The sequence below is a fragment of the Psychrobium sp. 1_MG-2023 genome (assembly GCF_030689115.1).
Classification (GTDB): domain Bacteria; phylum Pseudomonadota; class Gammaproteobacteria; order Enterobacterales; family Psychrobiaceae; genus Psychrobium.
Window position 1 is genome coordinate 69,045 of sequence record NZ_JAUYVJ010000011.1, and the last position, 26,313, is coordinate 95,357.

Sequence of the window (26,313 nt, forward strand, 5' to 3'; positions counted from 1 at the left end):
CATCGCAGCCTTAATCATAAGCAATCGACCCGCTATTTATCACGTTGTTCCATAATCGCTTGATTAAGTAACTCGATCTGTCGCTGTAACGCTTGAACTTGGGCTGCTGTTGCTGGTTTTTCATCATCTGTTAGCTTGGCTTGATCAAAGGTACTCTGCTCTTTAGTCATCACCTCTAAAACAACACCCACCATCATATTTAAGAAAATAAATGCAGTTAAGAAAATAAAGCTGAGGTAATAAATCCAGCTAAGCGGGTGTACTTCCATTGTTTCATACATGACATCGGTCCAATCCTCGAATGTCGCGATACGAAATAAAGTCAACATTGCTATCGAGACATCTCGCCATAAGTCAGGATTGATATTGGCAAAAAGCATACTCCCAGTCGCTGCATAAATGTAAAAAATCACAAACATTAACAACGCAATATAACCCATCTGTGGCAACGCTTTTAGTAATGCGTTAACCAACATCCGCAACTCAGGGATCATGGAGACTAAACGCAGCACTCTAAAGATTCGTAATAATCGTGCAATGAAAACGGTAGAGCCCGCGACAGGAATTAAGCTACCTACGACGATAACGACATCAAAGATATTCCAGCCTTTAGAGAAGAAATCTTTAAAACCTTTCGACGCAATATATCGAATCACAATTTCAATTAAGAAAAAAACGGTTATACCGTGGTCCAATAAATATAATGCACGATCAAACCAAGGAGGGAGCGAATAGGTATGTGCACCAACGCTCAATGCAGAAACCACAATGACAAATATAATAAATGACTGAAATAGTTTATTATTATCGATACGTTTGAACAAAATTTGTAGTGAACTAAACACGCCTTCCTCCGCTTAAGAAATGATTGAAAAGCAGAGTTTAGATATTAGACATAATATGTCAAATACTGAATGTAATTATTTATTACAATAGCCATTAAAAAGGAGCCTCTCGGCTCCTAAATAAACACTCTAGCCTTCGTTGTGGCCGTGATGTTTGTCATGATGTTTCATCATCTTGCGGTTGTGCATTTTATGTTTTGCCATTTTTCGCATTTTTTTCTTCAATAACTTTAAATAATCTGCTCTTTGTACATCATTTAATTGCTGATAAATGCTGTGCTGCAGTTTTAACTGTTGCACCTTGCGTTCCGTTTGAGCATTAGCGCGTTGCTCGATTGATTCTTTCACGGTTGATTCATCGAAATCAGGGTTCTCCATCATCGCTTTAAATTTCTGCTTCATTGATTGGCGTTTAGCCTTCATTGCGTCACGATCACCTCGCGCAGGACGATTAGCTTTATGCTCTTTGATTAAATCGGTAATCGATACTTGCTGAGCTGTCGTTAAATCCAGTCGCTTGGTTAAGTGCTCGACTCTATGTTCAACACTGTGCTTTTTACCATGTTGCTCACCATGCTTTTCTGACGCAATGACTGATGTTGCCGTTAATGCAATCACTGAGGTTGCTAATACACTTGCAATCAAACTTGTGGTTAATTTCATCTTTATTTCCTTTCGTCTTGGTAGTGAATTTATCTTAGCTGTCGTGATGTAAAGCAACGCATAGCTTATGTAAAAAAGTGTAAAGTAAGTGTGTTTTTTGATGACACTCGTTAAAATAAAATAATGAATAAAAATAGCTTATTATTGATCGAAGACGACCTTGACCTATGCCAGTTACTTGAGCAATTGCTCGTAATGGAAGGCTATAGCGTGACAACAGCTCATGATGGCATCACAGGGTTAGCATTAGCACAACAAGAGCAGCATCAACTAATATTACTCGATGTCATGTTACCGCAACTCAACGGTTTTGAAGTATTAAAGCGATTACGCCACACCAGCTTAATCCCCGTCTTAATGCTAACAGCTAAAGGTGATGAGATAGACCGTGTCATTGGACTTGAGTTCGGCGCAGACGACTACCTTCCGAAACCGTTCAATGATAGAGAGCTGCTCGCCCGCATTAAGGCTATTCTAAGGCGAACTCAAGACACTCAACCAAAGCCACAGTTAGCGTTAGGCGATATCGTATTGCATCACGGCCGCCAAGAAGCAAAGTGCAAAGATCAAATTATTGATTTAACAGGTACAGAGTACTTGCTGCTAGTTGAACTCATCAATAATGTAGGGGAGCTTCTCGACAAGAACGAGCTCAATCAAAAAGTATTGGGAAAACGCCTGCAAGCCTTTGATCGAAGCTTAGATATGCACATCTCAAACTTACGAAAAAAGTTACCACCTCGCGATGATAGCCTACCTAGAATAAAGACTGTTCGTGGTCATGGTTACATCTGGCTAGAGGGTTAATACGTGCCTAAACAATTGTTCCTCAAAATTGTGATTGGCTTTTGGCTAATCACTTTATTGCTCACAGGCATGATTTTATCTCTGCCATCCCTGTTTGAAGCATCGCGAAACCTAGCGCCAGAACAATTAAAACATCACCATAAATTCGTCCAAATACTGCAATCTTCAGAACAATTAAGTGATGGAATAAAACAAGTACAACACGCAATAAACTCTCATCGCTCACATTATTACCAATATAAGAAAAAGCGTAGGAGAATGGCCAACGTATTTGTCGTTGATCATGATAACTCACCAGTTGCCCGAACAAAGTTGCCAAAAGATATTAGTTTAGCCATCATAAGAAATGAAGAAGATCCTAAAAGTAGCAGCTATCACTTCAAACGCTGGACAGTGTTTGGCCCATACCAATTCAAACACAATGATCAAAGCTACCGCCTTTACCTTAGAGACCTCAGCAACAAGCGACATATGAGCTTTCTCGCAACATTACGCGATAATCGCTGGCTGACGCTATTTATCGTCATGACAGTGAGCGCATTGTGCTGTGGTTTATTAGCATGGCATATCACGCGCCCAATTAAATCCTTAGACCGAAGTGCGCAGCAACTAGCACAAGGAAACTTAGCCGTAAGAGCAGAAGGTATAGCCCTTAATCACCATGATGAGATTGGTCAACTCGCCAAATCATTTGATGAAATGGCCAGCTCTATCGAACATATGGTTTCAAGCCAACAGCGTTTACTCGGTGATATATCACACGAACTTCGTACCCCACTGACTCGCTTACAACTTGCGAATGCTATCCAGCGTAAACAACTGGGAGAAACACCAGAAACACAACGTATTGAGCAAGAAGGACAAGCACTGGATAAGATGTTGCAGCAACTACTTCAGCTTTCACGATACAAATTAGTAAATGACCACCCTAACGAACAATGCTTATTCGATGAATTTATCGATGATATCCTAAATAATGCAACATTCGAGGCTCATGAACACAATACAACCCTACGAGCAGAGATTGAGCCGAATCTAAACGTGAGTATTCAATGGGAGCCTTTAGCAAGCGCCATAGAAAACATCATTCGCAATGCCATTAAGTATGCCAAAAGTAACGTTTCATTGAGTGTAAAAAAGCAAAATGACGACTTAATCATTAGTATAAGCGACGATGGTATGGGGGTGAGCAAACAACACCTTGCAGATATTTTTACTCCATTCTACCGTGTTTCGAGCGCACGAGACCGCTCGTCCGGCGGTACAGGTCTTGGCTTAGCCATTGCTTTTGAAGCAGTTTCTAGACATCAAGGCAGCATCGTGGCAACAAACAATCCGTCGGGAGGTTTAACAATTACCATCACTCTGCCAGTCATCGTTCCAGCCTAGTAATTAGCCCTGTTGCTAGGTACAATAGACATACTTTCTCGCAATCGAGCACAACATGTTACACGTTGCCTTATTTGAACCAGAAATCCCACCTAATACTGGTAATATTATCCGCTTATGTGCCAACACTGGCTTTCATTTACACCTAATTGAGCCGCTTGGTTTTGATATCGATGACAAGAAGTTACGTCGAGCTGGGTTAGACTATGCCGAAATGACACATGTATCACGCCACGCTAATTATCAAGCGATGCTCGATGCAATCAAGCCACAACGTGTTTTTGCTTGCACGACAAAAGCAACACAAAGCCACAGTGACGCAGGTTTTGAAGATGGCGATTTATTGCTTTTTGGCCCAGAAACACGAGGCTTGCCAATGGAGGTAATCGAAAGCTTGCCACCTGAGCAACGCATTCGTATTCCAATGTTACCTCAGAGCCGAAGCATGAATTTATCGAATGCTGTCGCAGTAATTGTATATGAAGCATGGCGTCAAGTCGGCTATAACGGAGCAACGTAATCATGAACCATACTAGTCGATTTCGGTTTAAAAAACGTATTAAGAAACGCCACCAATCTAGTCGTCGCATGGAGTTTTATGCAGATGTTCATCACAACGACAAAAAGCCTTTCGCGCGATGTGATGATGAGAACAGAAAGCGCAATGATGACACATAAGCGCTTATTTTAATTGACGACTTGCGGTAGGGTAAATGAAAATTTTGCCCCACCTAGCGGTGATGCTTCAGCCCAACAATCACCATCATGCCATTCAATAATACGTTGTACTATCGCCAGCCCTAAACCAAACCCATTCGCTTGATGACCACTATTTTTATCTAATCGTGTAAAGGCATCAAACACCACTGCAAACTGTTCTGGAGCAATGCCAGAACCATCATCTTCAACGACAATTGACAAATGCCCCTTTACAATCGACGCTGTGATAATCACTGTCGAGTGAGCATATTTCACTGCATTAGTAACATAATTTTGTACAGCTCGTTCGATATAATGCCCATCACAATGCCATATTAGTTCATCTGGGCAATGAAGCCCAATGTGCAGTTCTTTATCTCGGGATAACTTGTCATGCAAATTTGTTAAGAGTTGAGTAATATTAACGTCACATACTGATAGCGTATGCATTTGGCGTTCTAACCTGCCGTAATTGAGCATTTCTTCCACTAAACTTTCCATCTCTTCAACATCACTACGCATGTCAGACAACTGCGTGACCTCTTTTTCATCTAGCATAGCAAATGAGAATTTCAATCGAGCTAATGGCGTTCTAATTTCATGAGAGACAGCATTGGTCAGTAGTTTTTGTTGCTCAAGTAAGCGTGTTAATTGTTGTGACATACTATTAAAGGTGTGAATAATTGGTGCTATTACCGATCGTCTAGATACCTTTATTTTACTATCTAATTGCCCCTTGCCTAGCGACATACTTCCTCGCTGAAGCTCAGACAAATCTCGCCATAACGGCCACACCCACAGAGCGATAACTGCGGCTAAAACCAAGTATGATAGGCCTAAAATAAGATACTTTAAGCGATTATCAACACTAGGAACAGCGATAGGGCCTAATTGAATAATATACGGCTGATATTGATGTTGGATAAAAACTAGTTGCTGACCCTCTTGATCAAACGTCAATAAGGGCAAGCCATCATCTAAGACTTGCCGCTGACTAGAAGACCAATATATGTCACCAGGCTCCAGTAAGTTTATCTGTGCTGAAACCGCTTCGGCCAACTCACCCTGATTATGGGTAGTGAGCGTATGAGCCACGACCTTCGCTTGTGCCTCGAGTGGTGACTCAATAATAGCATCATCATTAACCAAGCTTTGCCATATCAGTTCAGAGGACCAGTTGATCAATAATAAGCCAGCCACAATCACTACATATAAGCTGGCAAACATTCGAGTCATTGTTAATCCCACGCTGTCGTACTAAGAACATAGCCCTTACCCCACACCGTAATTATTCGGTAAGGGTTCTTAGTGTCATCTTGCAATTTTTTTCGTAGTCTTGAAACACGAACATCAACACTACGATCAAAGCCATCATATTCACGTCCAATCATTTGTTGATGAATATAATCTCTACTTTGGACTTCACCCGCACTACTGGCTAATAACCATAGCAATTCAAATTCGTGGCTAGTTAAATCCACTGCTTTACCATTAAGTTCCGTTGTTCTAGTATCATGGTCAATTGATAATTGACCAAAAGTCAGCTGCTTAATATGGGCTTGCTTTAGCTGTACTGCCCGACGTAGTACGCTATTAATCCTTGCTAAAAGTACATGAGGTTCTACAGGCTTAATAATATAATCGTCCGCACCTATCTCTAGGCCCCTAACATGATCAAAGTCGCTATCCTTTGCTGTTAGGAATAACACCGGGTTCTGATAAGCAGGTTTAATCGCCTTTAAAATAGAAAAACCATCTAGGTAGGGTAAGGTAATATCAAGAATACATAAATCAGGGTTATTCTTTCTAATAAAATCAACCGCATGATCACCTCGATCTAATGTCGTCACTTTAAAACTATTTTTTACTAAAAACTGTTTAATTAAGGCTGATAATCTTGCGTCATCTTCAACTAATAAAATATGCTTCATTAAAATACACTCCAATCTGGTCTCAAGCGGCGGCGATATTTTTTGTTATTCGCAGCGCTTACTTTTAGTTTAGTGCTGGCTAAAATCTGCTGCTGGCCATCAACCAAGCTAAACAGGGTTGTTTCCCTTAAACTAACATTAAAATCAAACTTTGCTTGCTTGCGCTGCTTCCAGCAAAACAATTGCTGTTGTTGCTGCATTAAGCACAGATCGACAGCCATTGACGATTGCCAATCAGCATGCAGTACTAATTGGCAGCTTTCGCCTAATTTATCAACAATGCATGCTTGCGGCTTAATTTGCAGTTTTATATCTGATTGCTGCGAAAACGCAGTCGGACTAGCACTAATAAGTAAACCCAACAAACTCAAGATGCGTATTTTTTTGTTAAAAATCATACACCAAACCAGCAAAAGCGATAGTCGTGTAATTATCTCTCACTAAAGGACTCTGCGTCACGCCATCATTCAAATATTGATACTTCATTGACATGGCCACACGCCATTGTTCATTTATTTTATAGCTTTGCATTACACTAACAAACGGGTTAAATGATGACTCACCAACATATACCTGAGATAGTTCCAAGCGTTTAGACGGTAATCCATAATAATAATTCACCAACTTACGACTAAGCCAATCGCCACCCAAAGAAAGAAAAATTTGCCAACGCTTATCATCAGTCACGGCAATCTTTTTATCAACTTTTAGCTGAGCGTTAAAGCCCTTATAGACACCACTGATATCGTGCATAAGTCGGCTTTGAAACGCCCAGTTATTATTAAAATAATAATTAAGCTGTATGCCACCATCCACTGCAATATTACGTTTCGGCAGCTTCGATATATCAGCTGATAACTTACCAACATCCCCAGAAAATGATGACATGATATTACCCTGAAGAATATTCGTTGGATGCCAGCGGCGGAAAAATACCGATTGATTATTAATATTCACGATACCACTAACCGTTAGGTCAGGCAGTTCAATAAAGCTATAGCCAAGAGTACCATCATCAAAGTAAAACTTTTCACCGTAATAACTAATGGAAGGAAGGAGGTAAAGCTCGATATCCTCCTCTCCATAAAGAGGGTTCGATAGCTCACCGTAGCCTGCCGCCACAGACAAGTGCCATTGCCCCACAGTAACGCAACTTTCACTGTCCTCAACACATTCAGCAGCAGCAACACTAGAGCAAGCCAAAAAAATTAAGCAGCCAATAATTTGTTTATACATAATTTGTTCTTTTTCGATCAACTAAGGCTAATTTAGCACTAAATAACACAAATACCATGCGCTATTACACTTGATTACAATTAGCTACAATCAGTGACCAGAATAGGAGGGAAGTACAAAATAATGCATCAGCGACAACATGCCGAGATGCACTAAAAGAAACGCGGAGCTAAGATTCGACTTTTTGCGAGCGTCCAAGCAATGCTTTTGCCGCAGCGACAGGGGCTTTGCCTTGGTAAAGTACTTGATAGATTTGATCGGTAATTGGCATTTCAACTTTTAATCGTTGGGCTAATAGATAAACCTCTTTGGTATTTCTATAACCTTCAACAACCTGCCCGATATCTTGCTGTGCTTGTTCAATACCAACACCTTTACCTAAGGCTAAACCAAAACGACGATTACGTGATTGATTATCGGTACAAGTTAACACTAAGTCACCTAAACCAGCCATCCCCATAAACGTTGCTGGGTCTGCACCAACAGCCTGCCCGACACGACACAGCTCAGCTAAACCTCTAGTGACCAAAGCTGTACGGGCATTTGCACCGTAACCTAAGCCATCCGACATTCCAGCACCAATAGCAATAACGTTCTTAACAGCACCGCCTAACTGAATACCGATAAAATCAGTATTTCGATAAACTCGGAAGTTTTTCTCATTATGTAACAAGGTCGCTAAATCTTCAGCAAAGTCATCCTCACTCGCTGACAATGAGATTGCCGTTGGTAAGCCCGCGGCCATTTCTTTCGCAAAAGTAGGTCCAGATAATACAGCTAAGGCGATTTCATCACCTAAGATGTCACGTGCGACATCTTGTAGCAAGCGTCCAGTATCAGCTTCAAGCCCTTTTGTGGCCCAAGCTAAACGGTGCTCCTTAGTCAATAACGGTTTCAACTGCTCCAACATTTGCGCAAACGCAAAACTAGGCACTACAACTAATATATTTTTCGTCGCAGCCACTACCGATTTAAGGTCACCATTGACCGTTACGGTCGGAGGGAATGTCGCACCAGGGAGGTATTTTTCATTGCTATTATCTTTTGCTAACTGCGCAACATGTTCTGGGTTATGTGCCCATAACAATGTTTTATGCTCATTACGCGCTAAACATATAGCAAGGGCGGAGCCATAAGACCCCGCCCCTAGAACAGCAATATCTGCAGATTCAATCGCCATATTAAGCGTCTGCGTTTTGGCCTTCGCCTTGACGTGATTGCACGTATTGAGCGAATAGCGCGTCAAAGTTAACTGGAGCTAAGTTAAGTTGTGGGAAAGTACCACGACTCACTAAGCTAGCAATTACTTCACGGGCATAAGGGAATAAAATATTTGGACAGTAAGAACCAATTGAGTGAGCTAATTGATTTTCATCTAAGCCAGCAATAGAGAAGATACCAGCTTGTTGTACTTCAGCTAAGAATGCAACTTCTTCGCCTAATTGAGCAGTAACCGTTAATGATAAAATAACTTCATAAACATCATCAGCCAACTTGTTGCTACGAGTATCCAGATCTAACTTAACTTCTGGCGTCCATTCTTTTTGGAAAATCGCTGGAGAGTTAGGCGTTTCAAAAGAGATATCCTTTGTGAAAATACGTTGGATGTTGAATGCTGGAGCTTCTGCTGCGTTGTTTACTGCTGCGTTTTCATTAACTTCTGACATGAATTGTACCTTTATCTATTATTCTTCGTTAGTGCTATATCAATCGACATAGCTTTTATTATTCTGCTAATAAGCCGTTTAACTTGTCACTAGTATGCAATGCGAACAAGTCATCACAACCACCAATCGCTTGTTGGTTGATAAAAATTTGAGGAACTGAAGTACGCCCAGTTAACTGAATCATTTTTTCACGCATTTCAGGTTGCTCTTCAATATCTATTTCATTGAATTCAACACCTTTGCTTTCGAGTAAACCTTTTGCTCGATTACAAAAAGAACACCATGAGCGAGTATAAATTGTTACGTCAGCCATCTTCTTTTCCTTTTATTTTTTCGTCAGTGGCAAGTTTGCTGTGCGCCACTCGGTGATACCACCTTGTAAGTTATGAATATTAGAAAATCCAGCTTTCTGTAGCATTTGACACGCCTGTGCTGAAGTCATTCCTGTATTACATACAACAATAATGGGACTATCTTTTTTATTTTCAAGGCTTCCTAGCTCATTATTTTTTAACTTAGATAACGGCATCAAGATTGAATCAATGATTCGGCCTTTCTTAAATTCAGCTTCACTTCGCACATCTAGCACGATTGCACCTTCACGATTCATCAATAACGTTGCTTGCTGATGAGTAATCTTTTTAACTGTTGATAAACCCGCTTTAACACTAGTAAATACTAGCGCAATAAAAATACCAATCCAAGCTAAGGTAAGTACAGGGTTAGCCTGAAGAAATTCAATGTACTGTTGCATTTTTTGTCCTAATCATTTTCTCAGAAACTCTTGCTCCATCAGTGACGGTAGCAAAAATAATAAATCTTGCGCCTAGTATACAGACCAATACCACTTGTTACCAATACCACAATCGATGACAGCAAACCTCAAATCAACTTTTAATGGAATAATATATAGTCAACAATGTTGTGGTTTAGAGTTTTTTATCGCCAAGCGACAGTGTAATATACAGGGAAAATATCTTGTAATCGCTTAGGAAAAATCGATGTCGACTCAGAAAAAGCCTTTAGTCTTATTAATTCTTGATGGCTGGGGCTATCGTGAAAACCAAACCAATAATGCTATCGCTCTCGCAAAAACCCCTGTGATCGATAAATTATGGCAGGAACAGCCGCACACCCTGATCTCAGGCTCAGGGCAAGACGTTGGTTTACCAGATGGACAAATGGGCAATTCTGAAGTTGGCCATGTTAATATCGGTTCTGGCCGAATTGTTTATCAAAACTATACCCGTATCGATAAAGCGATTAGCGATGGTGAGTTCAATCAAAACCCAGTATTTGTCGACAATATTGATAAAGCCGTAAATGCAGGTAAAGCCGTTCATCTCATGGGCTTACTATCCCCTGGTGGTGTCCATAGCCACGATGGCCACATTATTGCGTTAATCAAGTTGGCGGCACAGCGTGGCGCTAAAGAAATATATTTACATGCCTTCTTAGACGGTCGTGACACCCCACCTCGTAGCGCATTAGCGTCAATCGAAGCTATCCAAGCCTTGTTTAAAGAACTTGGTAAAGGTCAATTCGGTTCATTAATTGGTCGCTATTTCGCCATGGATCGTGATGAACGCTGGGACCGTGTTGAAGCGGCATTTAACCTAATGACTTTAGGTCAGAGTGAGCATCAGTACTCATGCCCAGTAGAAGCATTAAACCAAGCCTATGCTCGTGATGAGAACGATGAATTTGTTGCAGCATCAGCAATCACTGACCAGCAAGGTAACACCATCACGATTAATGACGGTGATGCCCTATTTTTCATGAACTTTAGAGCCGACCGCGCTCGAGAGATCTCTCGCGCCTTCGTAGATACAAGCTTCAATGGCTTTACACGTCAGAAAACGCCTCAACTTAGTGCCTTTGTTCAATTAACGCAATACGCTGACGATATTCAATCACCAGTTGCTTATGCTCCAGAAAAGCTCGACAACGTATTAGGTGAGTGGTTACAAGATCATAACAAAACACAACTTCGTATTTCTGAAACTGAAAAATATGCCCACGTTACATTCTTCTTTAACGGTGGTGTAGAGTCAGTATTTAACGGTGAAGACCGTATATTAATACCATCGCCAGATGTTGCCACTTATGATTTACAGCCAGAGATGAACTCAACGTTACTAACAGACAAACTTGTTGAAGCTATTGCAGCGCAAAAACATGACGTGATCATTTGTAATTACCCTAACGGTGACATGGTTGGCCATACAGGTGTACTGGAAGCCGCAGTTAAGGCGTGTGAAGCCGTTGACCATTGTATTGGTCGCGTTATCGACGCGCTTGATAACGTCGGCGGTGAATGCTTAATTACCGCTGATCACGGCAATGCAGAGCAAATGGTTAGTCCAGAATCAGGTCAAGCACACACTGCACATACCAGCGAACCGGTGCCGTTTATCTATGTGGGGCGAGACGCTATTGCCACTGAAAATGGTAAGTTAAGCGATATCGCACCAACCATGCTAACGTTATTGGGCATGGAGATCCCTGAAGAAATGACTGGCTCAACACTAATGAAACTGAGCTAGAATTTGCGCGTTTTTTTTGTGAAGCTAATGTCATTTACTGTGTTTATCGCGCTGCTATTAGGCAGTGTGATAAGCCCACAACTGGCCATCGCTCAAACGCCAAACTCGGATAAACAACTTACAGACATCCAAAACAAAATATCCAAGCAAAAGCAGTTACTCCAGCACCAGAAAAAACAACAGCAGCAGCTAACCAACCAGCTAAAGCAAGTTGAACAGCAAGTTGCGGCTTCAGCAACTGCATTACATAAAACCAAGCAAAAGCAGCAAAGAGCCTTAAAGAAACAATCCCAGCTTGAACAGCAACAACAACAGTTATTATCACAGCGTTCTAAACAGCAATTGACTCTCAGTAAGCAAATAAAAAGTGCTTATATGACGGGGGGTAACGATCTAGTTAAGCTCTTGTTAAACCAACAACAAAGCAACAAGAATGAACGCTTATTGGGATATTACCAATATTTAAATAAAGCGCGGATAAACTCATTAAATGAGCTTAAGCAAACGCAACTCAAGTTAGAGAAACTCACTACAGCGCTCAATAGCAGTGTATTACAGCTTAATAAACTCGCCACAGTACAGCAACAAGAGCAGAAAACCTTAGAGAAAGATAAAACCAAGCGCACTCAATCGTTAAAAAAACTAGCGCAAAGTTACAAAACTAGCAGCAAAAAACTAGAGCAATACCAACTATCCGAGTTAGATATCAACCAATTATTGTTACAAGCAAAACAACAAAAAGCGGCTAGCCAGCCAAAACCTTTAACAGGCCTAGCTAAGGCTAAAGGTCGATTACCACGCCCAACTAAAGGTAGCTTAGTCTATAAATTTGGCCAAAAACGTCTCGGTCAATTACGCTGGAAAGGCATTACAATACGCGGTAAAGAAGGTCAGTCAGTTAACGCAATTCACCATGGAAAAGTGATCTACTCTGATTGGATTAAAGGTTTTGGCTTAGTGCTCGCAATCGATCATGGTAATGGTTACATGAGCTTATATGGTCACAATCAAGCGCTACTAAAAAATGCTGGTGAGCATGTTAATGCCAATGAGCAAATCGCCTTGCTCGGGCAAAGTGGGGGCCAAAGCCAGCCCAGCTTATATTTTGAAATGCGCTTTAAAGGAAAAGCGATAAACCCACAGTCATGGTTAAAATCTAGCTAACTATTGATAGTAATAGAAAAATTAAGTTAGCAATTCATAATAAAATCTGTTGAAATGAGCGCAGATTATAACTTGATTCAACACCAATGGAGATGTGACATCAATGCTTAGCGCCCTGCTATCCAAGCTAACTCAGCTCACTTTAGTCGCAGTTCTCTTATTTCAGCCACATGCCAATGCAAAGCCTGTTACCACAGTCAATAAAATAGCTATTGTTATCGACGACATTGGCTATCGTCAGACTGATTATCAAGCCCTAAAACTGACTGGCCAATTTACCTATGCTATCTTACCTTTTGCCCCATTAACCCAACCTTTAGCCAATGCGGTTCATCACAGTAAACGTGAAGTGATCATTCACATTCCAATGGAAGCAAAGACTAATAACCATCTGCTCGGAACTGGGGCACTAAAAGCCGAGATGGATGAAGCGACCGCACGTCGACATATACGCCAAGCCATCGCCAATGTTCCTCATGCCAAAGGCGTCAATAATCATATGGGCAGTAAGCTAACAGCACAAGCTCAGCCAATGTCATGGCTCATGGATGAATTATCTCAACAACATTTTTATATGCTCGACAGTAAAACTACCCCACACTCAGTGATTGTTCCTATTGCCCAACAGTATGGCGTACCTGCTGGCCAACGGCATATATTTCTAGATAATCAACTAGATCAAGACTATCTAAATCAACAACTTTCAAAGCTAATTCGCTTAGCAAAACGTAACGAATACGCCATTGCTATCGCACACCCCCACCCGCAAACCATTGCTTTTCTATCACAAATAGAAACAAAACTGGCGTCCCATAATGTCACACTCGTACCACTCTCAACATTAGTAAAACGTTCATTACCACAGAATCTATCCAACCTCACAACAACACCGCTAATCGCTAGTCCTGCAACCTCGCCTTAACTCGTCGTGATGCAATTTATTCTATGGTAATAGCTTCTAACTCAGTTAATACCGCTAATGCGCTTTCATTACTGTTACCACAAATAAAAGGGTCAGCTTTAAACTCAGTACAAACGGCAGGTCGCTCTGGCTGACCAAATATTTTACATAAGTTATTCGCATCTAATTGAATGCAACGTACGCCAGCAGGTTTACCCTTTGGCATTCCCGGAATGGAAGAAGAAATAGAAGGAGCAATACAGCAAGCTCCGCAACCTAAGCGACACTCTATCGCCGAAATTTTTTCATTATAATTCTGGAGGGTCACTACCTTCATGATTGACGATCCTATCTAGACCAGTCAACCGATGGCATCACGGAATGGTTTTACCAATTAATGAAATTGGTATAAAAACAAAAAAAGCAGCTAAAGGCTGCTTTTTTTGATGAACAACAATCGATTATTCCATTGCTGCTTTAAGTTTTTTCATAGCATTCTTTTCTAACTGTCTAACGCGTTCAGCAGAAACTTGATAATGAGCTGCAAGATCTTGTAGTGTTGTTTTATCGTCAGCCAACCAACGTGCTTGGACAATGTGCTGACTACGTTCATCTAATGTAGCCATCGCATTTTTTAGCTTGCGATTTGCATGGCTTTCCCAGTTTTTCTCTTCAACATAGGTCGCTACATTTGAAGACTTATCTTCAAGATATTGTGTGGGTGCAAAATTTGCTGTGCTGCCGCTATCATCATCATCGTTGGTCAAATCAAACGAGCTATCAGATAATGTCATCCGCGATTCCATTTCTAGCACATCACTTGATGACACACCGAGCTCTTTCGCAACAACATTAACTTCTTCTTGGTTAAACCAGCCTAAACGCTTTTTATTTTTTCTTAAATTAAAAAACAATTTACGTTGTGCCTTAGTTGTCGCAACCTTAACGATACGCCAATTTTTTAACACATATTCATGAATTTCAGCTTTAATCCAATGCACAGCGAATGAAACCAAACGCACACCCACTTCAGGGTTAAAGCGCTTAACAGCCTTCATCAAACCCACGTTACCTTCCTGAATTAAATCAGCATGTGGTAGACCATAGCCTGAATAGCTTTTTGCAATATGAATAACAAAGCGTAAATGCGACATAATAAGCTTTTGTGCCGCTTTAAGATCGCCTTCATGATACAAACGAGAAGCCAATTCATGCTCTTCTTCAGCATTAAGCATAGGTATACGTGCAGCTGATGCTACGTAAGACTCAATGCTGCCCGATGATACGGTCATTAATGCGTTAGATTGAATTGTGTCGCTCATTCGATACTCCTATTTGAAACCTGAACCGAGTCTACCATGCAATTTTAACGATCGCTAGAGGATCCCAGCAATCATTGTTACCAACTATTTCTGCTTATTTAGAGCCCATGCGCCGACTAAAGTTCACATTTGATTTTCTGGTTCTATTTCATTGACATGGCGTGTTACAGAGAAGTATGCCCCTAACCAACCTAGCCAAGCACTCAAGACGATCAAGATCAAAAATTCACTAAAAGCCAGACCATCAAGCATCAAATCAGTGTCCAATTCATTTGCTAAAGCGCTTAATGCTCCCTCTAAAGACCACAACATTAAAGACACACAGACCCAAGCTATAACGCCACCAATTAAACCATACCAAAAGCCTGTATAGAGGAAAGGTCGGCGAATGAAGTTATCTGTCGCACCAACCAGCTTTAAGATTTCAATCTCTTCACGGCGATTAAGTATTGATAAGCGTATTGTGTTAGCAATAACTAAAGTTACCGCTAATAATAATAAAAAACCTAGCGCAAACACGGCATCTTTAAGTAAATCGACAATCGCCGACAACTTTTCAAGCCAAGTGACATCAAGCTTGCCAAAGGCGACTTCATTTTGCTGCTCTAACACTTCAAGCAGTTCCCTTGCGCCCTCAGGACTGGAGAATTGTGATGTTGGAGTCACTAAGATTACCGCAGGTAAAGGGTTCGAGTCTAAATATGATAATGCCTCACCAAAGCCCGATAGTTGTTTAAACTCGGTTAACGCTTGTTCTTGAGAAACATAAATGACCTTGCTCACTTGAGGATAGAGTTTAATTCGGTTGACTGCTTTGGCAGCTTGCTCCTTTGATACATGCTCTTTTAAGAATAAACTAACTTCCGCGGCATTATCCCAAGTACTACGCAATTGCTCACCGTTTTTTAATAGCACGTGCAAGGTCGTAGGTAAGGATAAACTCACCCCGAGCACAGCCATTGTGAGTAGCGATGAAGCAGGCACACGCCATAACTCTCCCAAGCTAGCTAATGCTTGTTGCAAATGGCGGATAAAAAACATCACCACACCATGTCCCGCATTTACTCTTTTTGCTCCCGGTGATTTTCGCTGACTAAATAATAGGCTCAAATTCACTCTCCCTTAAGTCAGTTGATGATAGTCCGTCATGGATGAGTTTGCCCTGACGCAGAGTAAAGGTTTGATATTTCATCCGAGCAATCAACCCCAGGTCATGGGTTGCAATTAACACTGCGACACCAACTGAGTTAAGGTCTTCGAATACTTGTAAGATTTCTAGTGAAAGTGATGGGTCTAAATTACCTGTAGGCTCATCAGCCAAGAGTAAAGGAGGCTTATTGACAATAGCACGTGCAATACCGACACGCTGGAGCTCGCCACCAGATAATGTGTGAGGCATGTTATTAAGTTTACTTAATAAGCCAACTTTATCTAACGCGCCTGCAACTCGCCGCTTAATATCAGATAAGTGGAAACCTTCAATAATCAACGGCAAAGCAACATTATTAAAGACACTACGATCCATAAGTAGACGGTGATTTTGAAAAATCATTCCAATATCGCGTCGCGCAAATGGTACCTGCTTTTTAGTGATTTGATTGAGGTTATGCCCATTAATAAACACTTGACCCGAGGTTGGTCGTTCCATCAATGCAACCAGCTTTAGTAAAGTACTCTTACCCGCCCCAGAGTGCCCTGTTAAAAAAGCCATTTGCCCTGAGTCTAATTCAAAGCTGACCCGATTTAATGCCTGTTGACCACCAGGATAAACCTTAGTCACTTCTTCAAATCGAATCATACATCAATATCCCTGCTATAAAATCTCAACCCAGATGGCATCAGAAGTTCACTTGCTGATGCCAATGCGACTAAAAGAACTCGACTATTCGTCTTTTACAAAAAGTGCCTCGATAAACTCTTTGCTATCAAACTCGCGTAAGTCATCAATGCCTTCACCAACACCAATATAACGAATTGGAATACCGTATTTATCAGCTAACGCAAAGATAACACCACCTTTCGCAGTACCATCAAGCTTAGTTAATGTTAAGCCTGTAACACCTACAGCCTCGTGGAACAGCTCTACTTGGCTCATTGCATTTTGGCCTGTGCCAGCATCAAGCGTTAGCATAACTTCATGTGGCGCCGTATCATCCAGCTTTTTCATAACACGAACGACTTTCTTAAGTTCTTCCATTAAATGGGCTTTATTTTGTAAGCGACCAGCAGTATCAGCAATTAACACATCAACGTTACGTGCTTTAGCCGCCTGTACCGCATCAAAAATAACTGAAGCGCTATCTGCACCAGTATGCTGAGCGATAACCGGAATATCATTACGCTCGCCCCATACTTGTAACTGCTCCACAGCTGCAGCGCGGAACGTATCACCAGCAGCTAATGCAACCTTCTTACCCTGCTGTTGGAATTTTTTAGCCAGCTTACCAATCGTTGTTGTTTTACCAACACCATTCACACCAACCATCAGAATAACGTAAGGGCCATCTGATTTTTCAATATCTAATGGCTGTGATACTGGGTCAACAATCGTTGACAACTCATCTTGTAATAATTGGTATAACGCTTCACCATCATTAAGTTGCTTACGGCTGGCGCTATCAGTTAACGAATCAATAATTTTTAATGTCGTATCCACACCAACATCAGCAACCAATAACTGTTCTTCAAGCTCTTCAAAAAGCTCATCATCGATCTTTTTACCTTTAAATAAGCTAAAAAAGCCGCTGCCAAAGTTTTGCTTGGTGCGTTTTAACCCTTCTTTTAAACGCGCAAAGAAACCTGCTTTTTTAGGCTTCTCAGGTTGTTGCTCTTGCTCAGCAGCAACACGTTCAGCTTCTGCTTGCTCGGCGGCAACACGCTCGGCTTCTGCTTCCTCAGCAGCAACACGCTCGGCTTCTGCCTCCTCAGCAGCAACACGCTCAGCTTCCGCTTGCTCAGCGGCAACACGTTCAGCTTCTGCTTGCTCGGCGGCAACACGCTCGGCTTCTGCTTGCTCAGCAGCAACACGCTCAGCTTCTGCTTGCTCAGCAGCAACACGCTCAGCTTCCGCTTGCTCAGCAGCAACACGCTCGGCTTCAGCTTGCTCAGCAGCAACACGCTCGGCTTCTGCTTGCTCAGCAGCAACACGCTCAGCTTCCGCTTGCTCAGCAGCAACCCGCTCAGCTTCCGCTTGCTCAGCGGCAACGCGCTCGGCTTCTGCTTGCTCAGCGGCAACACGCTCAGCTTCTGCTTGCTCAGCCGCAACACGCTCAGCTTGTGCTTGCTCAGCAGCAACCCGCTCAGCTTCCGCTTGCTCAGCAGCAACGCGCTCGGCTTCTGCTTGCTCAGCGGCAACGCGCTCGGCTTCTGCTTGCTCAGCCGCAACACGCTCGGCTTGTGCTTGCTCAGCGGCAACACGCTCGGCTTCTGCTTGCTCAGCGGCAACGCGCTCGGCTTCTGCTTGCTCAGCAGCAACGCGCTCGGCTTCTGCTTGCTCAGCAGCAACGCGCTCGGCTTCTGCTTGCTCAGCAGCAACACGCTCGGCTTCTGCTTGCTCAGCCGCTAGACGCTCTGCTTCTTCTTGCTGGTCTTTTTCCTTATTGCGGCCAAACTTTAACCAGCCAAACATGCCTTTTTTTGCCATTTTGATAAAACCTTACTGTTATCTATTACGTTTTAAGCGCACAACTTGCTAAAATAGCGCTTAAGATAAAATTTTGCACCGATGATAGCAAAAACAAGTGAATAGAGGTAGAGATGGCAGCAGGAAAAGGTCGTTCAGGACAAGTTAGAATCATTGGTGGCCAATGGCGTAGCCGAAAGTTACCTGTTAGTGACGTTGAAGGGCTACGCCCAACAACCGATCGCGTCAAAGAAACCGTATTTAATTGGCTAGCACCTTATATAGATGACGCTCATTGCCTAGACTTATTTGCTGGTAGTGGTGGCCTATCTTTTGAAGCACTATCACGTTACGCACAAAGTGCTTTGCTGATTGAAAAAGATCGCGGTGCAGCACATCAATTAAAGCAAAATTTATCAACCTTAAAGTGTAACAATGCCACCGTGCATAACGGTGATAGCCTCAAATACATTTCATCGGCAGCGACGCAACAATATGATGTCGTGTTCATTGATCCGCCATTTAGAAAAAACTTGCTCGAGCAGAGTTGTCAATTATTAGAAGACAATCATTGGCTTAGTGAAAACGCCATTATTTATATTGAAATGGAAGCAGAGTTAAATCAGGTGCAACTGCCGCAAAACTGGCAGTGTCTAAAAGAAAAGAATGCTGGTCAAGTAACATTCTCTTTATGGCAGCGTAGTTAATATCGCTTTCATTAGTTAAAACAATAACGCTATAAAGTAAGAAACACCGCCATGCAGTGTTTCTTATTTGCTGAGAATTCAGCCTTTACATATTTGGATAGTTTGGCCCACCACCACCCTCAGGCGTCACCCAAGTAATATTTTGGCTTGGGTCTTTAATATCACAGGTTTTACAATGGACACAGTTTTGGCCATTGATTTGAAAACGTTGCTCACCATTCTCTTCAACAACCTCATACACACCTGCAGGACAATAACGTTGCGCCGGCTCCGCCCACTTTTCCATATTCACCGTCAATGGAATCGATTGATCGCTTAGCGTTAGATGACAACGTTGATCTTCTTCATGGTATGTATTTGATAAGAAGACTGATGATAACTTATCAAAGCTCAATTTCCCGTCAGGCTTGGGATACTCAATCTTATTTGCCTCGCTAGCCAGTTCTAGCTGTGCATGATCCAGCGCATTATCCTTCAAGTTAACCGGAAGCTTACCACCAAATAAGTTTTGATCAATAACGTTAAAAGCACCGCCTAAGGTTGTACCAAACTTATGCATAGCAGGACCAAAATTACGAGAGCAGTACAATTCTTCATAAAGCCATGATTGCTTAAATTGCTCAGCAAAGCCTGTTAACTCAGTTGATGCATTGTCGCCTTTAACTAATTCAGCAACGATAGCATCCGCCGCTAGCATCCCTGATTTCATTGCAGTGTGAGAACCTTTAATTTTAGCAAAGTTTAACGTTCCAGCGTTACAACCAACAAGCACGCCACCAGGGAATGTCATCTTAGATAACGAGTTTAAGCCACCTTTAGCAATGGCGCGAGCCCCATAAGAAACACGAGTACCACCTTCAAGGTATTTCGAAATTTCAGGGTGATGCTTGTAGCGTTGGAATTCATCAAATGGGCTTAGGTATGGATTCGAATAGTTTAGGTCAACAATCAAACCACACACGACTTGGTTGTCTTCAATATGGTAAAGAAAGCCACCACCAGTAGCACCGTCAACCAACGGCCAGCCACCAGTATGTACAACTTTACCCTGTTGGTGTTGCTCTTCTGGAATGGTCCATAGCTCTTTAATACCAATACCATAATGTTGAGGACTACGGCCCTCATTTAAATTAAAGCGTTGTTGTAATTCTTTACCTAGATGACCACGGCAACCTTCTGCAAATACAGTGTATTTAGCATGTAATTCCATACCCGGCATGTATGAGTCTTTTTGTTCACCTGACTCACTAATGCCCATGTCACCAATTAAGATGCCTTTCACTGAACCATCATCATGGTAAAGTGATTCTGCCGCAGCGAAACCTGGAAAAATCTCGACCCCTAATTGCTCAGCTTGCTCCGCTAACCAACGACAAAGATTACCTAAGCTAATAATATAGTTGCCATCATTATGCATTGTCTTTGGCACAAGCATATTGGGAATTTTAGTCCCGTTATTTTCATTACCCAGCATGTAAATGTCATCGCCAGTCACTTTAGTGTGTAACGGAGCGCCTAATTCTTGCCAATCAGGAAACAGTTCATCCAATGCTTTTGGTTCAAATACCGCGCCAGACAGAATATGGGCACCAACTTCAGAGCCTTTTTCTACGACACAGACAGTAATTTCCTGCGCTTGCTCTTTAGCAGCTTGCATTAAACGACATGCCGCTGATAACCCTGCTGGGCCAGCTCCAACGATAACGACATCAAACTCCATCGATTCGCGTTCCATATTCTGCTCCTTTGCTTTTATCTATTTGCTCAATTTAATTGTTATTGTAGTTGACCCATTGCCTCCACGGAAAAAATAAGCGGCAACAGTCATTTTTATTATATGGTTCAAGTCTGCACCAAGCTTACGTTTACGTCAACTTCATTAGGTTTTTATCTCTGATTGAGTGAGACTTATAGTAATACTTCTAGATTGGCAACAATTAAACAACCGTTTGAATCATTATGCAAGAAAAATTAAACAGGTGTTTGACTAAAGATGTATACAGAACTCAACAGCATTTAGTTAATCGTGTTTTGTTGTATCTATTAACACTTGAGCTAGTTGCTTCATTGCCCGCTGTGCTAGTTTTTTACCATTATATTCACATAATTTAGTGGTCTCAGACCACGTGCGTTGTTGTAATAGCTTAATCACTAAAAGCTGTTGTTGTGCTGGTGTTAACAAGCTTATTTGACTGGGTTGTTGCCAAAATAACGCATCAAACGCATAGTTAATCTGTTCAAAAGGGCGTTGACCTTGCCCGTAAACCGTTAAATTGATGTGATCTTGGTGGGAGATAAGGGGGGATAACAGGTGGGGCTCAACGATGTTTTGAGATAAAGAGCTGATTAATGTAGGTTCGATGGCGTTAAAGTCGCCACTTAAATTATAGCGTAAGCTACGAACAAAAAGCCCACGCGCATTTTTCATCAAAAGTTCACTAGCCACAGACAAAGGCTGCAACACCATGACTGAATGCGTGCCACTTGCTTTATCTTTGGTTAGACCTAGCCTTACGGCCTGATACCCCAGTGCATGCCAATAATCCAATAATGGTGCCGTAGCACCAAAGCTAGCACCGAGATAATCAAAATGTTGCTTTAACGCCCACTGTTTCACAAACTCATTTAAGCGCTGACCAATTCGTTGACGTTGTAATTGGGGATGAACCGCAATCCGCATTACTCGGGCAAACTTATATTGACCAGCTTGCTGTAAACCAAGTTGCGCCATCAGTGATTGAGCGAGTAAGTGTCCGCGTAATCGACGCTTTCCTAACCACACTTGCTCAGCTAACTCCTCTTCAAACAACCCCTCTTCTAACACTAACGCCGTAGCAACGATGTTCTCTTGATTCTTTACCACAAAAATATGTAGCTGAGGTGCATCTAACAACTGGCGAAAATCAGTGGGCGAGGTTTGATAATGAGCTAATACGAGTAACCCAAACAGCTGCTCTAACAATTGTGGCTTATCAAGTAACTGCTGCTGCGATATTTTTTCAAATTCGAGGGTTTCATTTACCCCTTCAATAGATGAATCATAATTCACACTTTTAAAATTAAGAGCTAAGATCCTGTTTGTAAAAGCCTCTACGGGATCATTTTCACTCCACCGAATGGGTTGCATTAACTCAACTTGGCGGTAATTTGGAGATAACTTCACTAAGGTATTCATAAAGCGTAACGCAAAGCCACGACCAGTACCTTCATAGCCATGGATAGTAGTAGCAAATACGATACGTGAAAAAGACTGCGCTATGATAGTCAGCATCGATGTTGGGATCGCCGCAGCCTCATCCACTAGCAATAAATCACATTTAGGCTTATCCGTAACAATCACATCCGGCGCAACAAACTCAATCACTTTCCCTTGCCATTTCAAGTCTGTTTTAGAACAAACAGCGCCAGGTAAAAGCTGCACAGCATGTTTAAACAAGCTAGCAACGGCATCAATTTTGGGCGCAGTAACAATAATATGTGAGACCGCGTGATCTCTGATTAATTGTGCCGCAGCAAGGCCAAGTACACTGGTCTTGCCGCGCCCTCTATCCGCAGTCATTATTAGTGGTCGTTTACGGTGCCCGGTAATGGTTTTAATAATCTCCAGTGCACTACGTTGCTGCTGCATATTCGCGAAGGGAGTTAGTGGTTGTAATGAATTTTCTGCTGGCTCTGTGATGGCGAGACCTTGCTCGTCGGGATGTAGCTCAACAACAGGAAGCGCCTGCTCTTGTCTAACCTTTATCACTGTTTGGTCTTGATTGATTTGATTGATCAGCCGCTGAATAAAGAAATTATTAACGCGGGTTAATTGATCTGGGCTGGCAATATAACGATTATAATCAGGATCATTATAATCAAGCCACTTGCCCTCTGCTGGGGTGATCAAGAAACATACGCCACCACCTTTTAATATGCCAGTGGCTTTACCAAACGCATCTGGATTAAAGCCACTATAACTATCAAAAACAAGTGTACTGGTTTCTGTACCGAGTACACTCTGAGCTTTATTCATCGCAACAAGCTGAACATCTTCACCTAAACGGTTTTCAAACTCACTCATCCCGTCATCCCCTAACCAAACAGTATGCCCGAGCTGTTCAATCTGTGTAATCAAATCAATTGCCCACGTCCGCTCACCTTGTAATACGATTAGACGACGCTGCTTATTAAGCATAATACTGTGGCGAATAGAATCAACGAACTTTGAAAACTCAGTCATATAGTGTTTTAACTCATGGGGTCATTGGCTAATTTTATGTGAAAGCTCAGTGAACAGGAATACTTTTATCATAATTGGTGCTAGATTAACCACAACCAATTCAAACGACCGTTTAGAGGATTAGCTATGTTCAACAATGTCATCACCCCGCGCTTTTTGGAAACTGACGCGCTTGGTCATATTAATAACACAGTGTTACCAACGTGGTTTGAAGCCGCACGAGATCCAATTTTTAGATTCTTTACCCCTGATATGGATGTAAAGAACTGGAAGCTGATGTTAGCCACGTTCACCGTTAATTTCCATGCTGAAACTCACTATGGTGTTGATGTCGAAATTAAAACCTACATCAGTCGTATTGGTAATAGTTCATTCGATGTTTATCAGGAGTGTTGGCAATCAGGGCATAAAACCGCGAGCGGTACCACTACAATGGTGCATTATTGCCACAAAGAAAAGAGTAGCCAGCCTCTAACAGAGTCAATCTTAGAGCAAATGAAGCAACACTTGTTACAGAGCTAACAATTCAAGAACGAAGCAACAAAAGCGATAATACCAATATCGCTTTTGTGGCTTCGTTATTTTAATCGGCCCGCACAATAGAGGTTTATATAATAACTAAGAATATCTTGATGCTTAAAAAGCATATTTTTTAGTGAAAAAAATCAACCCCGATAAACAACAAACACAAATAACACTAAATTTCAACAACTTAAAAACATGGCTTAATTGTTGTATTAACCTATCCTGTATCAATAAACAATAACAAACCTAATTATCAAAAGGTCATTTATGCTTCCAACAACGCCTTCATCCAATGGGCACTTGCAACAGGCTTGGCTAATTTGCCAATTCGAGCTCATTCGCTTATTTTTCACCAAACGCGGTGCTATTCTATTAATAGCTTTTTCTGTCGTATGGTTTTTAATTCTTAAATACCCTGTCTTTGAATCGGTAAAAATTCTCAGTAATCCAAATTTTGGTGAAAACATTACGGTTTTTTCCAGTCAATTAAACCTCCAACAAATCGTACAATGGCCATACAGTGAATTGGCTGTCTATTGGTTATTTGCAGTATTTGCTTTCCCTATCACCTCTGTATTGATGAGCTCCGATCAACTCGCTTCAGACACCAACCGTGGCACGGTGCGTTTTTTACTATTACGCTCGACCCGTAGTCAGCTACTTTACGGACGTTTTTTCGGGCAAGTATTAATCATTGCTAGTTTAATCACCATGACAGCTCTCGCGGCATTGATTATGGGTATGGTGCGCGACATTTCATTGCTATCATCTTCATTTGATGAATTGGCAAACATAGGTTTAAATCTATTGATTAGCTGCCTACCTTTTATAGCATTAACCAGTTTGCTTAACGTGATCAGTAAATCATCAAAGCTCTCGGTGGTGTTAATTGTGATTCTGATTCCCGTTTTAACGGGGTTAATTAGTTACTTAACTCAATATATTTCCTTCATCGAATACCTTTTATGGATTATCCCAGGATTACAACTGACTGAAACAGTTCAAGGATTAGGATTTAGCGTTAACACTACATTACTCCCTCTCGCACAAACCGCTGTCTACCTAGCTATTTGCCACCTAACATTAACAAGGAGAGCATTATGAGTTGCTTAATCAGTTGCCACGAGATTAATAAATACTATGGTAGTAAACACGCACTAAAGAATGTTAATTTCGAACTTGAAAGTGGAACGACTACGGCGCTCGTTGGCCCAAACGGTGCTGGTAAAACAACGCTTTTTAGTCTGCTCTGTAATTATCATTTACCCAATACTGGCCGTATTGAAATCATGGGACACCAGCCAGGAAGCCACCAATTATTTGGCCAACTAGGTGCATTACCACAAGATGCCCAACTTGACCCAAGGTTTGCGATCAAGCATCAATTAGGGCTTTATGCCAAACTGCAAGGGTTTGATAAAAAGCAGGCTCAGCAAGAGTGTCAGCGGGTATTAGAACTGGTTGAACTTACTGATATTGCAGGTGAACGCCCTGCAGCGCTCAGTCATGGTATGCGCAAGCGCGTTACTATTGCCCAAGCGCTAATTGGCCAACCTAAATTAGTGATGCTGGATGAGCCAACGGCTGGGCTTGATCCAACCAATGCACGTAATATTCGTCAACTGGTCATGAACTTAAGTGGTGAAGTGAGCTTTATCATCAGCTCCCATAACCTCGACGAGTTAGAGCGATTGTGTGATAACGTCTTATTATTAGAACAAGGGAACTTAACCCAGCAATCGGTTAGACATCATGACACAGAACAACAGCAGAGCATTACTCTTTTACTCGATAATATTCAGCAAGATACCTACAATAAACTACAATCAATGACGGGGGTTATTGCCGCGGAGCAGCTCAACAAAGCTGAGTTTATTTTACGCTATGATCCTAAAATGACACCGAACTTTGATATTGAGTTAATCCAGCAGTTACGACAGCAGCAACTCAACTACCGACAATTAACCAAAGGTTTATCGCTAGAACAGCAACTTTTCTCTTAAGTTAACGTTCAACAGAAAGTCGTCACAAACAAAAAAGGCATAACCCACTTTTCATCGTGCAGGT

28 protein-coding genes are annotated in these 26,313 nt (G+C 41.7%); 11 read left to right on the forward strand and 17 right to left on the reverse strand.

All coding sequences use genetic code 11. The features are described from left to right. Nucleotides 1-32 precede the first annotated feature (32 nt). Nucleotides 33-845, reverse strand: a complete 813-nt coding sequence (locus tag Q8W26_RS07800) for an ion transporter (protein ID WP_101213365.1) — start codon at nt 843-845, stop codon at nt 33-35. Between the two features lie 129 nt (nt 846-974). Next, nucleotides 975-1,508, reverse strand: a complete 534-nt coding sequence (locus Q8W26_RS07805; protein WP_101213366.1) for a Spy/CpxP family protein refolding chaperone — start codon at nt 1,506-1,508, stop codon at nt 975-977. 123 nt (nt 1,509-1,631) lie between these two features. On the opposite strand from Q8W26_RS07805, the gene Q8W26_RS07810 reads away from it, so the two are divergent. The 4 genes from Q8W26_RS07810 to Q8W26_RS07825 are packed head-to-tail and all read left to right on the forward strand — an operon-like array spanning nt 1,632 to nt 4,382. Beyond that, nucleotides 1,632-2,315 (forward strand): response regulator, encoded by a 684-nt coding sequence (locus Q8W26_RS07810; RefSeq protein WP_101213367.1) that lies wholly within the window; start codon nt 1,632-1,634, stop codon nt 2,313-2,315. Nucleotides 2,316-2,318: 3 nt separating this feature from the next. After that, on the forward strand, nt 2,319-3,704 hold the full coding sequence (locus Q8W26_RS07815) for an ATP-binding protein (RefSeq protein WP_101213368.1): 1,386 nt from the start codon (nt 2,319-2,321) through the stop codon (nt 3,702-3,704). A gap of 55 nt (nt 3,705-3,759) precedes the next feature. Next, nucleotides 3,760-4,224 carry a tRNA (uridine(34)/cytosine(34)/5-carboxymethylaminomethyluridine(34)-2'-O)-methyltransferase TrmL gene (trmL, locus tag Q8W26_RS07820; protein WP_101213369.1) on the forward strand — a complete coding sequence of 155 codons (465 nt, stop codon included), beginning with the start codon at nt 3,760-3,762 and terminating at the stop codon, nt 4,222-4,224. A 2-nt stretch (nt 4,225-4,226) separates the two neighbouring features. After that, the gene (locus tag Q8W26_RS07825; RefSeq protein ID WP_305472988.1) at nt 4,227-4,382 is read left to right on the forward strand and encodes a hypothetical protein; all 156 of its coding nucleotides are present in this window, start codon (nt 4,227-4,229) and stop codon (nt 4,380-4,382) included. Between the two features lie 9 nt (nt 4,383-4,391). On the opposite strand, the gene Q8W26_RS07830 is transcribed toward Q8W26_RS07825, so the two are convergent. The 8 genes from Q8W26_RS07830 to Q8W26_RS07865 all read right to left on the reverse strand — a co-directional run bounded on the left by Q8W26_RS07830 (nt 4,392) and on the right by Q8W26_RS07865 (nt 9,991). Continuing rightward, nucleotides 4,392-5,639, reverse strand: coding sequence for an ATP-binding protein (locus tag Q8W26_RS07830; RefSeq protein WP_101213370.1), 1,248 nt, complete (start codon nt 5,637-5,639; stop codon nt 4,392-4,394). 2 nt (nt 5,640-5,641) lie between these two features. After that, nucleotides 5,642-6,334 carry a response regulator gene (locus tag Q8W26_RS07835; RefSeq protein ID WP_101213371.1) on the reverse strand — a complete coding sequence of 231 codons (693 nt, stop codon included), beginning with the start codon at nt 6,332-6,334 and terminating at the stop codon, nt 5,642-5,644. After that, nucleotides 6,334-6,732 carry a DUF3019 domain-containing protein gene (locus Q8W26_RS07840; RefSeq protein WP_101213372.1) on the reverse strand — a complete coding sequence of 133 codons (399 nt, stop codon included), beginning with the start codon at nt 6,730-6,732 and terminating at the stop codon, nt 6,334-6,336. The genes Q8W26_RS07835 and Q8W26_RS07840 overlap by 1 nt, the downstream gene beginning before the upstream one ends. Then, complete coding sequence (locus tag Q8W26_RS07845; protein ID WP_101213373.1) at nt 6,722-7,570, reverse strand: MipA/OmpV family protein; 849 nt, start codon at nt 7,568-7,570, stop codon at nt 6,722-6,724. The genes Q8W26_RS07840 and Q8W26_RS07845 overlap by 11 nt, the downstream gene beginning before the upstream one ends. A 169-nt stretch (nt 7,571-7,739) precedes the next feature. After that, nucleotides 7,740-8,750, reverse strand: a complete 1,011-nt coding sequence (gene gpsA, locus Q8W26_RS07850) for an NAD(P)H-dependent glycerol-3-phosphate dehydrogenase (protein WP_101213374.1) — start codon at nt 8,748-8,750, stop codon at nt 7,740-7,742. Nucleotide 8,751: 1 nt separating this feature from the next. Continuing rightward, complete coding sequence (secB, locus tag Q8W26_RS07855; RefSeq protein WP_101213375.1) at nt 8,752-9,237, reverse strand: protein-export chaperone SecB; 486 nt, start codon at nt 9,235-9,237, stop codon at nt 8,752-8,754. A gap of 58 nt (nt 9,238-9,295) precedes the next feature. Continuing rightward, nucleotides 9,296-9,550 carry a glutaredoxin 3 gene (gene grxC / locus Q8W26_RS07860; protein WP_101213376.1) on the reverse strand — a complete coding sequence of 85 codons (255 nt, stop codon included), beginning with the start codon at nt 9,548-9,550 and terminating at the stop codon, nt 9,296-9,298. Between the two features lie 12 nt (nt 9,551-9,562). Beyond that, nucleotides 9,563-9,991: a rhodanese-like domain-containing protein gene (locus tag Q8W26_RS07865; protein ID WP_101213377.1), complete on the reverse strand. Its 429-nt coding sequence runs from the start codon at nt 9,989-9,991 to the stop codon at nt 9,563-9,565. Between the two features lie 247 nt (nt 9,992-10,238). Here Q8W26_RS07865 and gpmM point away from each other — a divergent pair, with 247 nt between their 5' ends. The 3 genes from gpmM to Q8W26_RS07880 all read left to right on the forward strand — a co-directional run bounded on the left by gpmM (nt 10,239) and on the right by Q8W26_RS07880 (nt 13,869). Continuing rightward, complete coding sequence (gene gpmM, locus Q8W26_RS07870; protein WP_101213378.1) at nt 10,239-11,783, forward strand: 2,3-bisphosphoglycerate-independent phosphoglycerate mutase; 1,545 nt, start codon at nt 10,239-10,241, stop codon at nt 11,781-11,783. Between the two features lie 27 nt (nt 11,784-11,810). Then, nucleotides 11,811-12,947: a murein hydrolase activator EnvC gene (locus tag Q8W26_RS07875; RefSeq protein ID WP_101213379.1), complete on the forward strand. Its 1,137-nt coding sequence runs from the start codon at nt 11,811-11,813 to the stop codon at nt 12,945-12,947. A gap of 103 nt (nt 12,948-13,050) precedes the next feature. Beyond that, nucleotides 13,051-13,869 carry a divergent polysaccharide deacetylase family protein gene (locus Q8W26_RS07880; protein WP_101213380.1) on the forward strand — a complete coding sequence of 273 codons (819 nt, stop codon included), beginning with the start codon at nt 13,051-13,053 and terminating at the stop codon, nt 13,867-13,869. Between the two features lie 16 nt (nt 13,870-13,885). On the opposite strand, the gene Q8W26_RS07885 is transcribed toward Q8W26_RS07880, so the two are convergent. The 5 genes from Q8W26_RS07885 to ftsY all read right to left on the reverse strand — a co-directional run bounded on the left by Q8W26_RS07885 (nt 13,886) and on the right by ftsY (nt 18,813). Continuing rightward, a complete protein-coding gene (locus Q8W26_RS07885; RefSeq protein ID WP_101213381.1) occupies nt 13,886-14,185 on the reverse strand; it encodes a YkgJ family cysteine cluster protein in 300 nt (99 codons plus the stop codon). Nucleotides 14,186-14,309: 124 nt separating this feature from the next. Next, nucleotides 14,310-15,170 (reverse strand): RNA polymerase sigma factor RpoH, encoded by an 861-nt coding sequence (gene rpoH / locus Q8W26_RS07890; RefSeq protein ID WP_101213382.1) that lies wholly within the window; start codon nt 15,168-15,170, stop codon nt 14,310-14,312. 123 nt (nt 15,171-15,293) lie between these two features. Further along, the gene (gene ftsX, locus Q8W26_RS07895) at nt 15,294-16,280 is read right to left on the reverse strand and encodes a permease-like cell division protein FtsX (protein WP_305472996.1); all 987 of its coding nucleotides are present in this window, start codon (nt 16,278-16,280) and stop codon (nt 15,294-15,296) included. Then, nucleotides 16,264-16,968: a cell division ATP-binding protein FtsE gene (ftsE, locus tag Q8W26_RS07900; protein ID WP_101213383.1), complete on the reverse strand. Its 705-nt coding sequence runs from the start codon at nt 16,966-16,968 to the stop codon at nt 16,264-16,266. The genes ftsX and ftsE overlap by 17 nt, the downstream gene beginning before the upstream one ends. 84 nt (nt 16,969-17,052) lie before the next feature. After that, the gene (ftsY, locus tag Q8W26_RS07905) at nt 17,053-18,813 is read right to left on the reverse strand and encodes a signal recognition particle-docking protein FtsY (RefSeq protein ID WP_101213384.1); all 1,761 of its coding nucleotides are present in this window, start codon (nt 18,811-18,813) and stop codon (nt 17,053-17,055) included. A 113-nt stretch (nt 18,814-18,926) separates the two neighbouring features. Between ftsY and rsmD the strand changes: the two genes are divergently transcribed. Beyond that, nucleotides 18,927-19,499, forward strand: a complete 573-nt coding sequence (rsmD, locus tag Q8W26_RS07910) for a 16S rRNA (guanine(966)-N(2))-methyltransferase RsmD (protein ID WP_101213385.1) — start codon at nt 18,927-18,929, stop codon at nt 19,497-19,499. Nucleotides 19,500-19,584: 85 nt separating this feature from the next. Here the strand turns inward: rsmD and Q8W26_RS07915 are convergent, their stop codons facing one another. Next, complete coding sequence (locus Q8W26_RS07915) at nt 19,585-21,234, reverse strand: electron transfer flavoprotein-ubiquinone oxidoreductase (RefSeq protein ID WP_101213386.1); 1,650 nt, start codon at nt 21,232-21,234, stop codon at nt 19,585-19,587. A gap of 285 nt (nt 21,235-21,519) precedes the next feature. Further along, on the reverse strand, nt 21,520-23,721 hold the full coding sequence (locus Q8W26_RS07920) for a tRNA(Met) cytidine acetyltransferase TmcA (protein WP_101213387.1): 2,202 nt from the start codon (nt 23,719-23,721) through the stop codon (nt 21,520-21,522). A gap of 126 nt (nt 23,722-23,847) precedes the next feature. Here Q8W26_RS07920 and Q8W26_RS07925 point away from each other — a divergent pair, with 126 nt between their 5' ends. The 3 genes from Q8W26_RS07925 to Q8W26_RS07935 all read left to right on the forward strand — a co-directional run bounded on the left by Q8W26_RS07925 (nt 23,848) and on the right by Q8W26_RS07935 (nt 26,249). Further along, the gene (locus Q8W26_RS07925; protein WP_101213388.1) at nt 23,848-24,243 is read left to right on the forward strand and encodes a thioesterase family protein; all 396 of its coding nucleotides are present in this window, start codon (nt 23,848-23,850) and stop codon (nt 24,241-24,243) included. 270 nt (nt 24,244-24,513) lie between these two features. Continuing rightward, on the forward strand, nt 24,514-25,350 hold the full coding sequence (locus Q8W26_RS07930; RefSeq protein WP_101213389.1) for an ABC transporter permease subunit: 837 nt from the start codon (nt 24,514-24,516) through the stop codon (nt 25,348-25,350). Further along, nucleotides 25,347-26,249: an ABC transporter ATP-binding protein gene (locus Q8W26_RS07935; protein WP_101213390.1), complete on the forward strand. Its 903-nt coding sequence runs from the start codon at nt 25,347-25,349 to the stop codon at nt 26,247-26,249. Before Q8W26_RS07930 ends, Q8W26_RS07935 begins: the two co-directional genes overlap by 4 nt. The last annotated feature ends 64 nt before the right edge of the window (nt 26,250-26,313 follow it).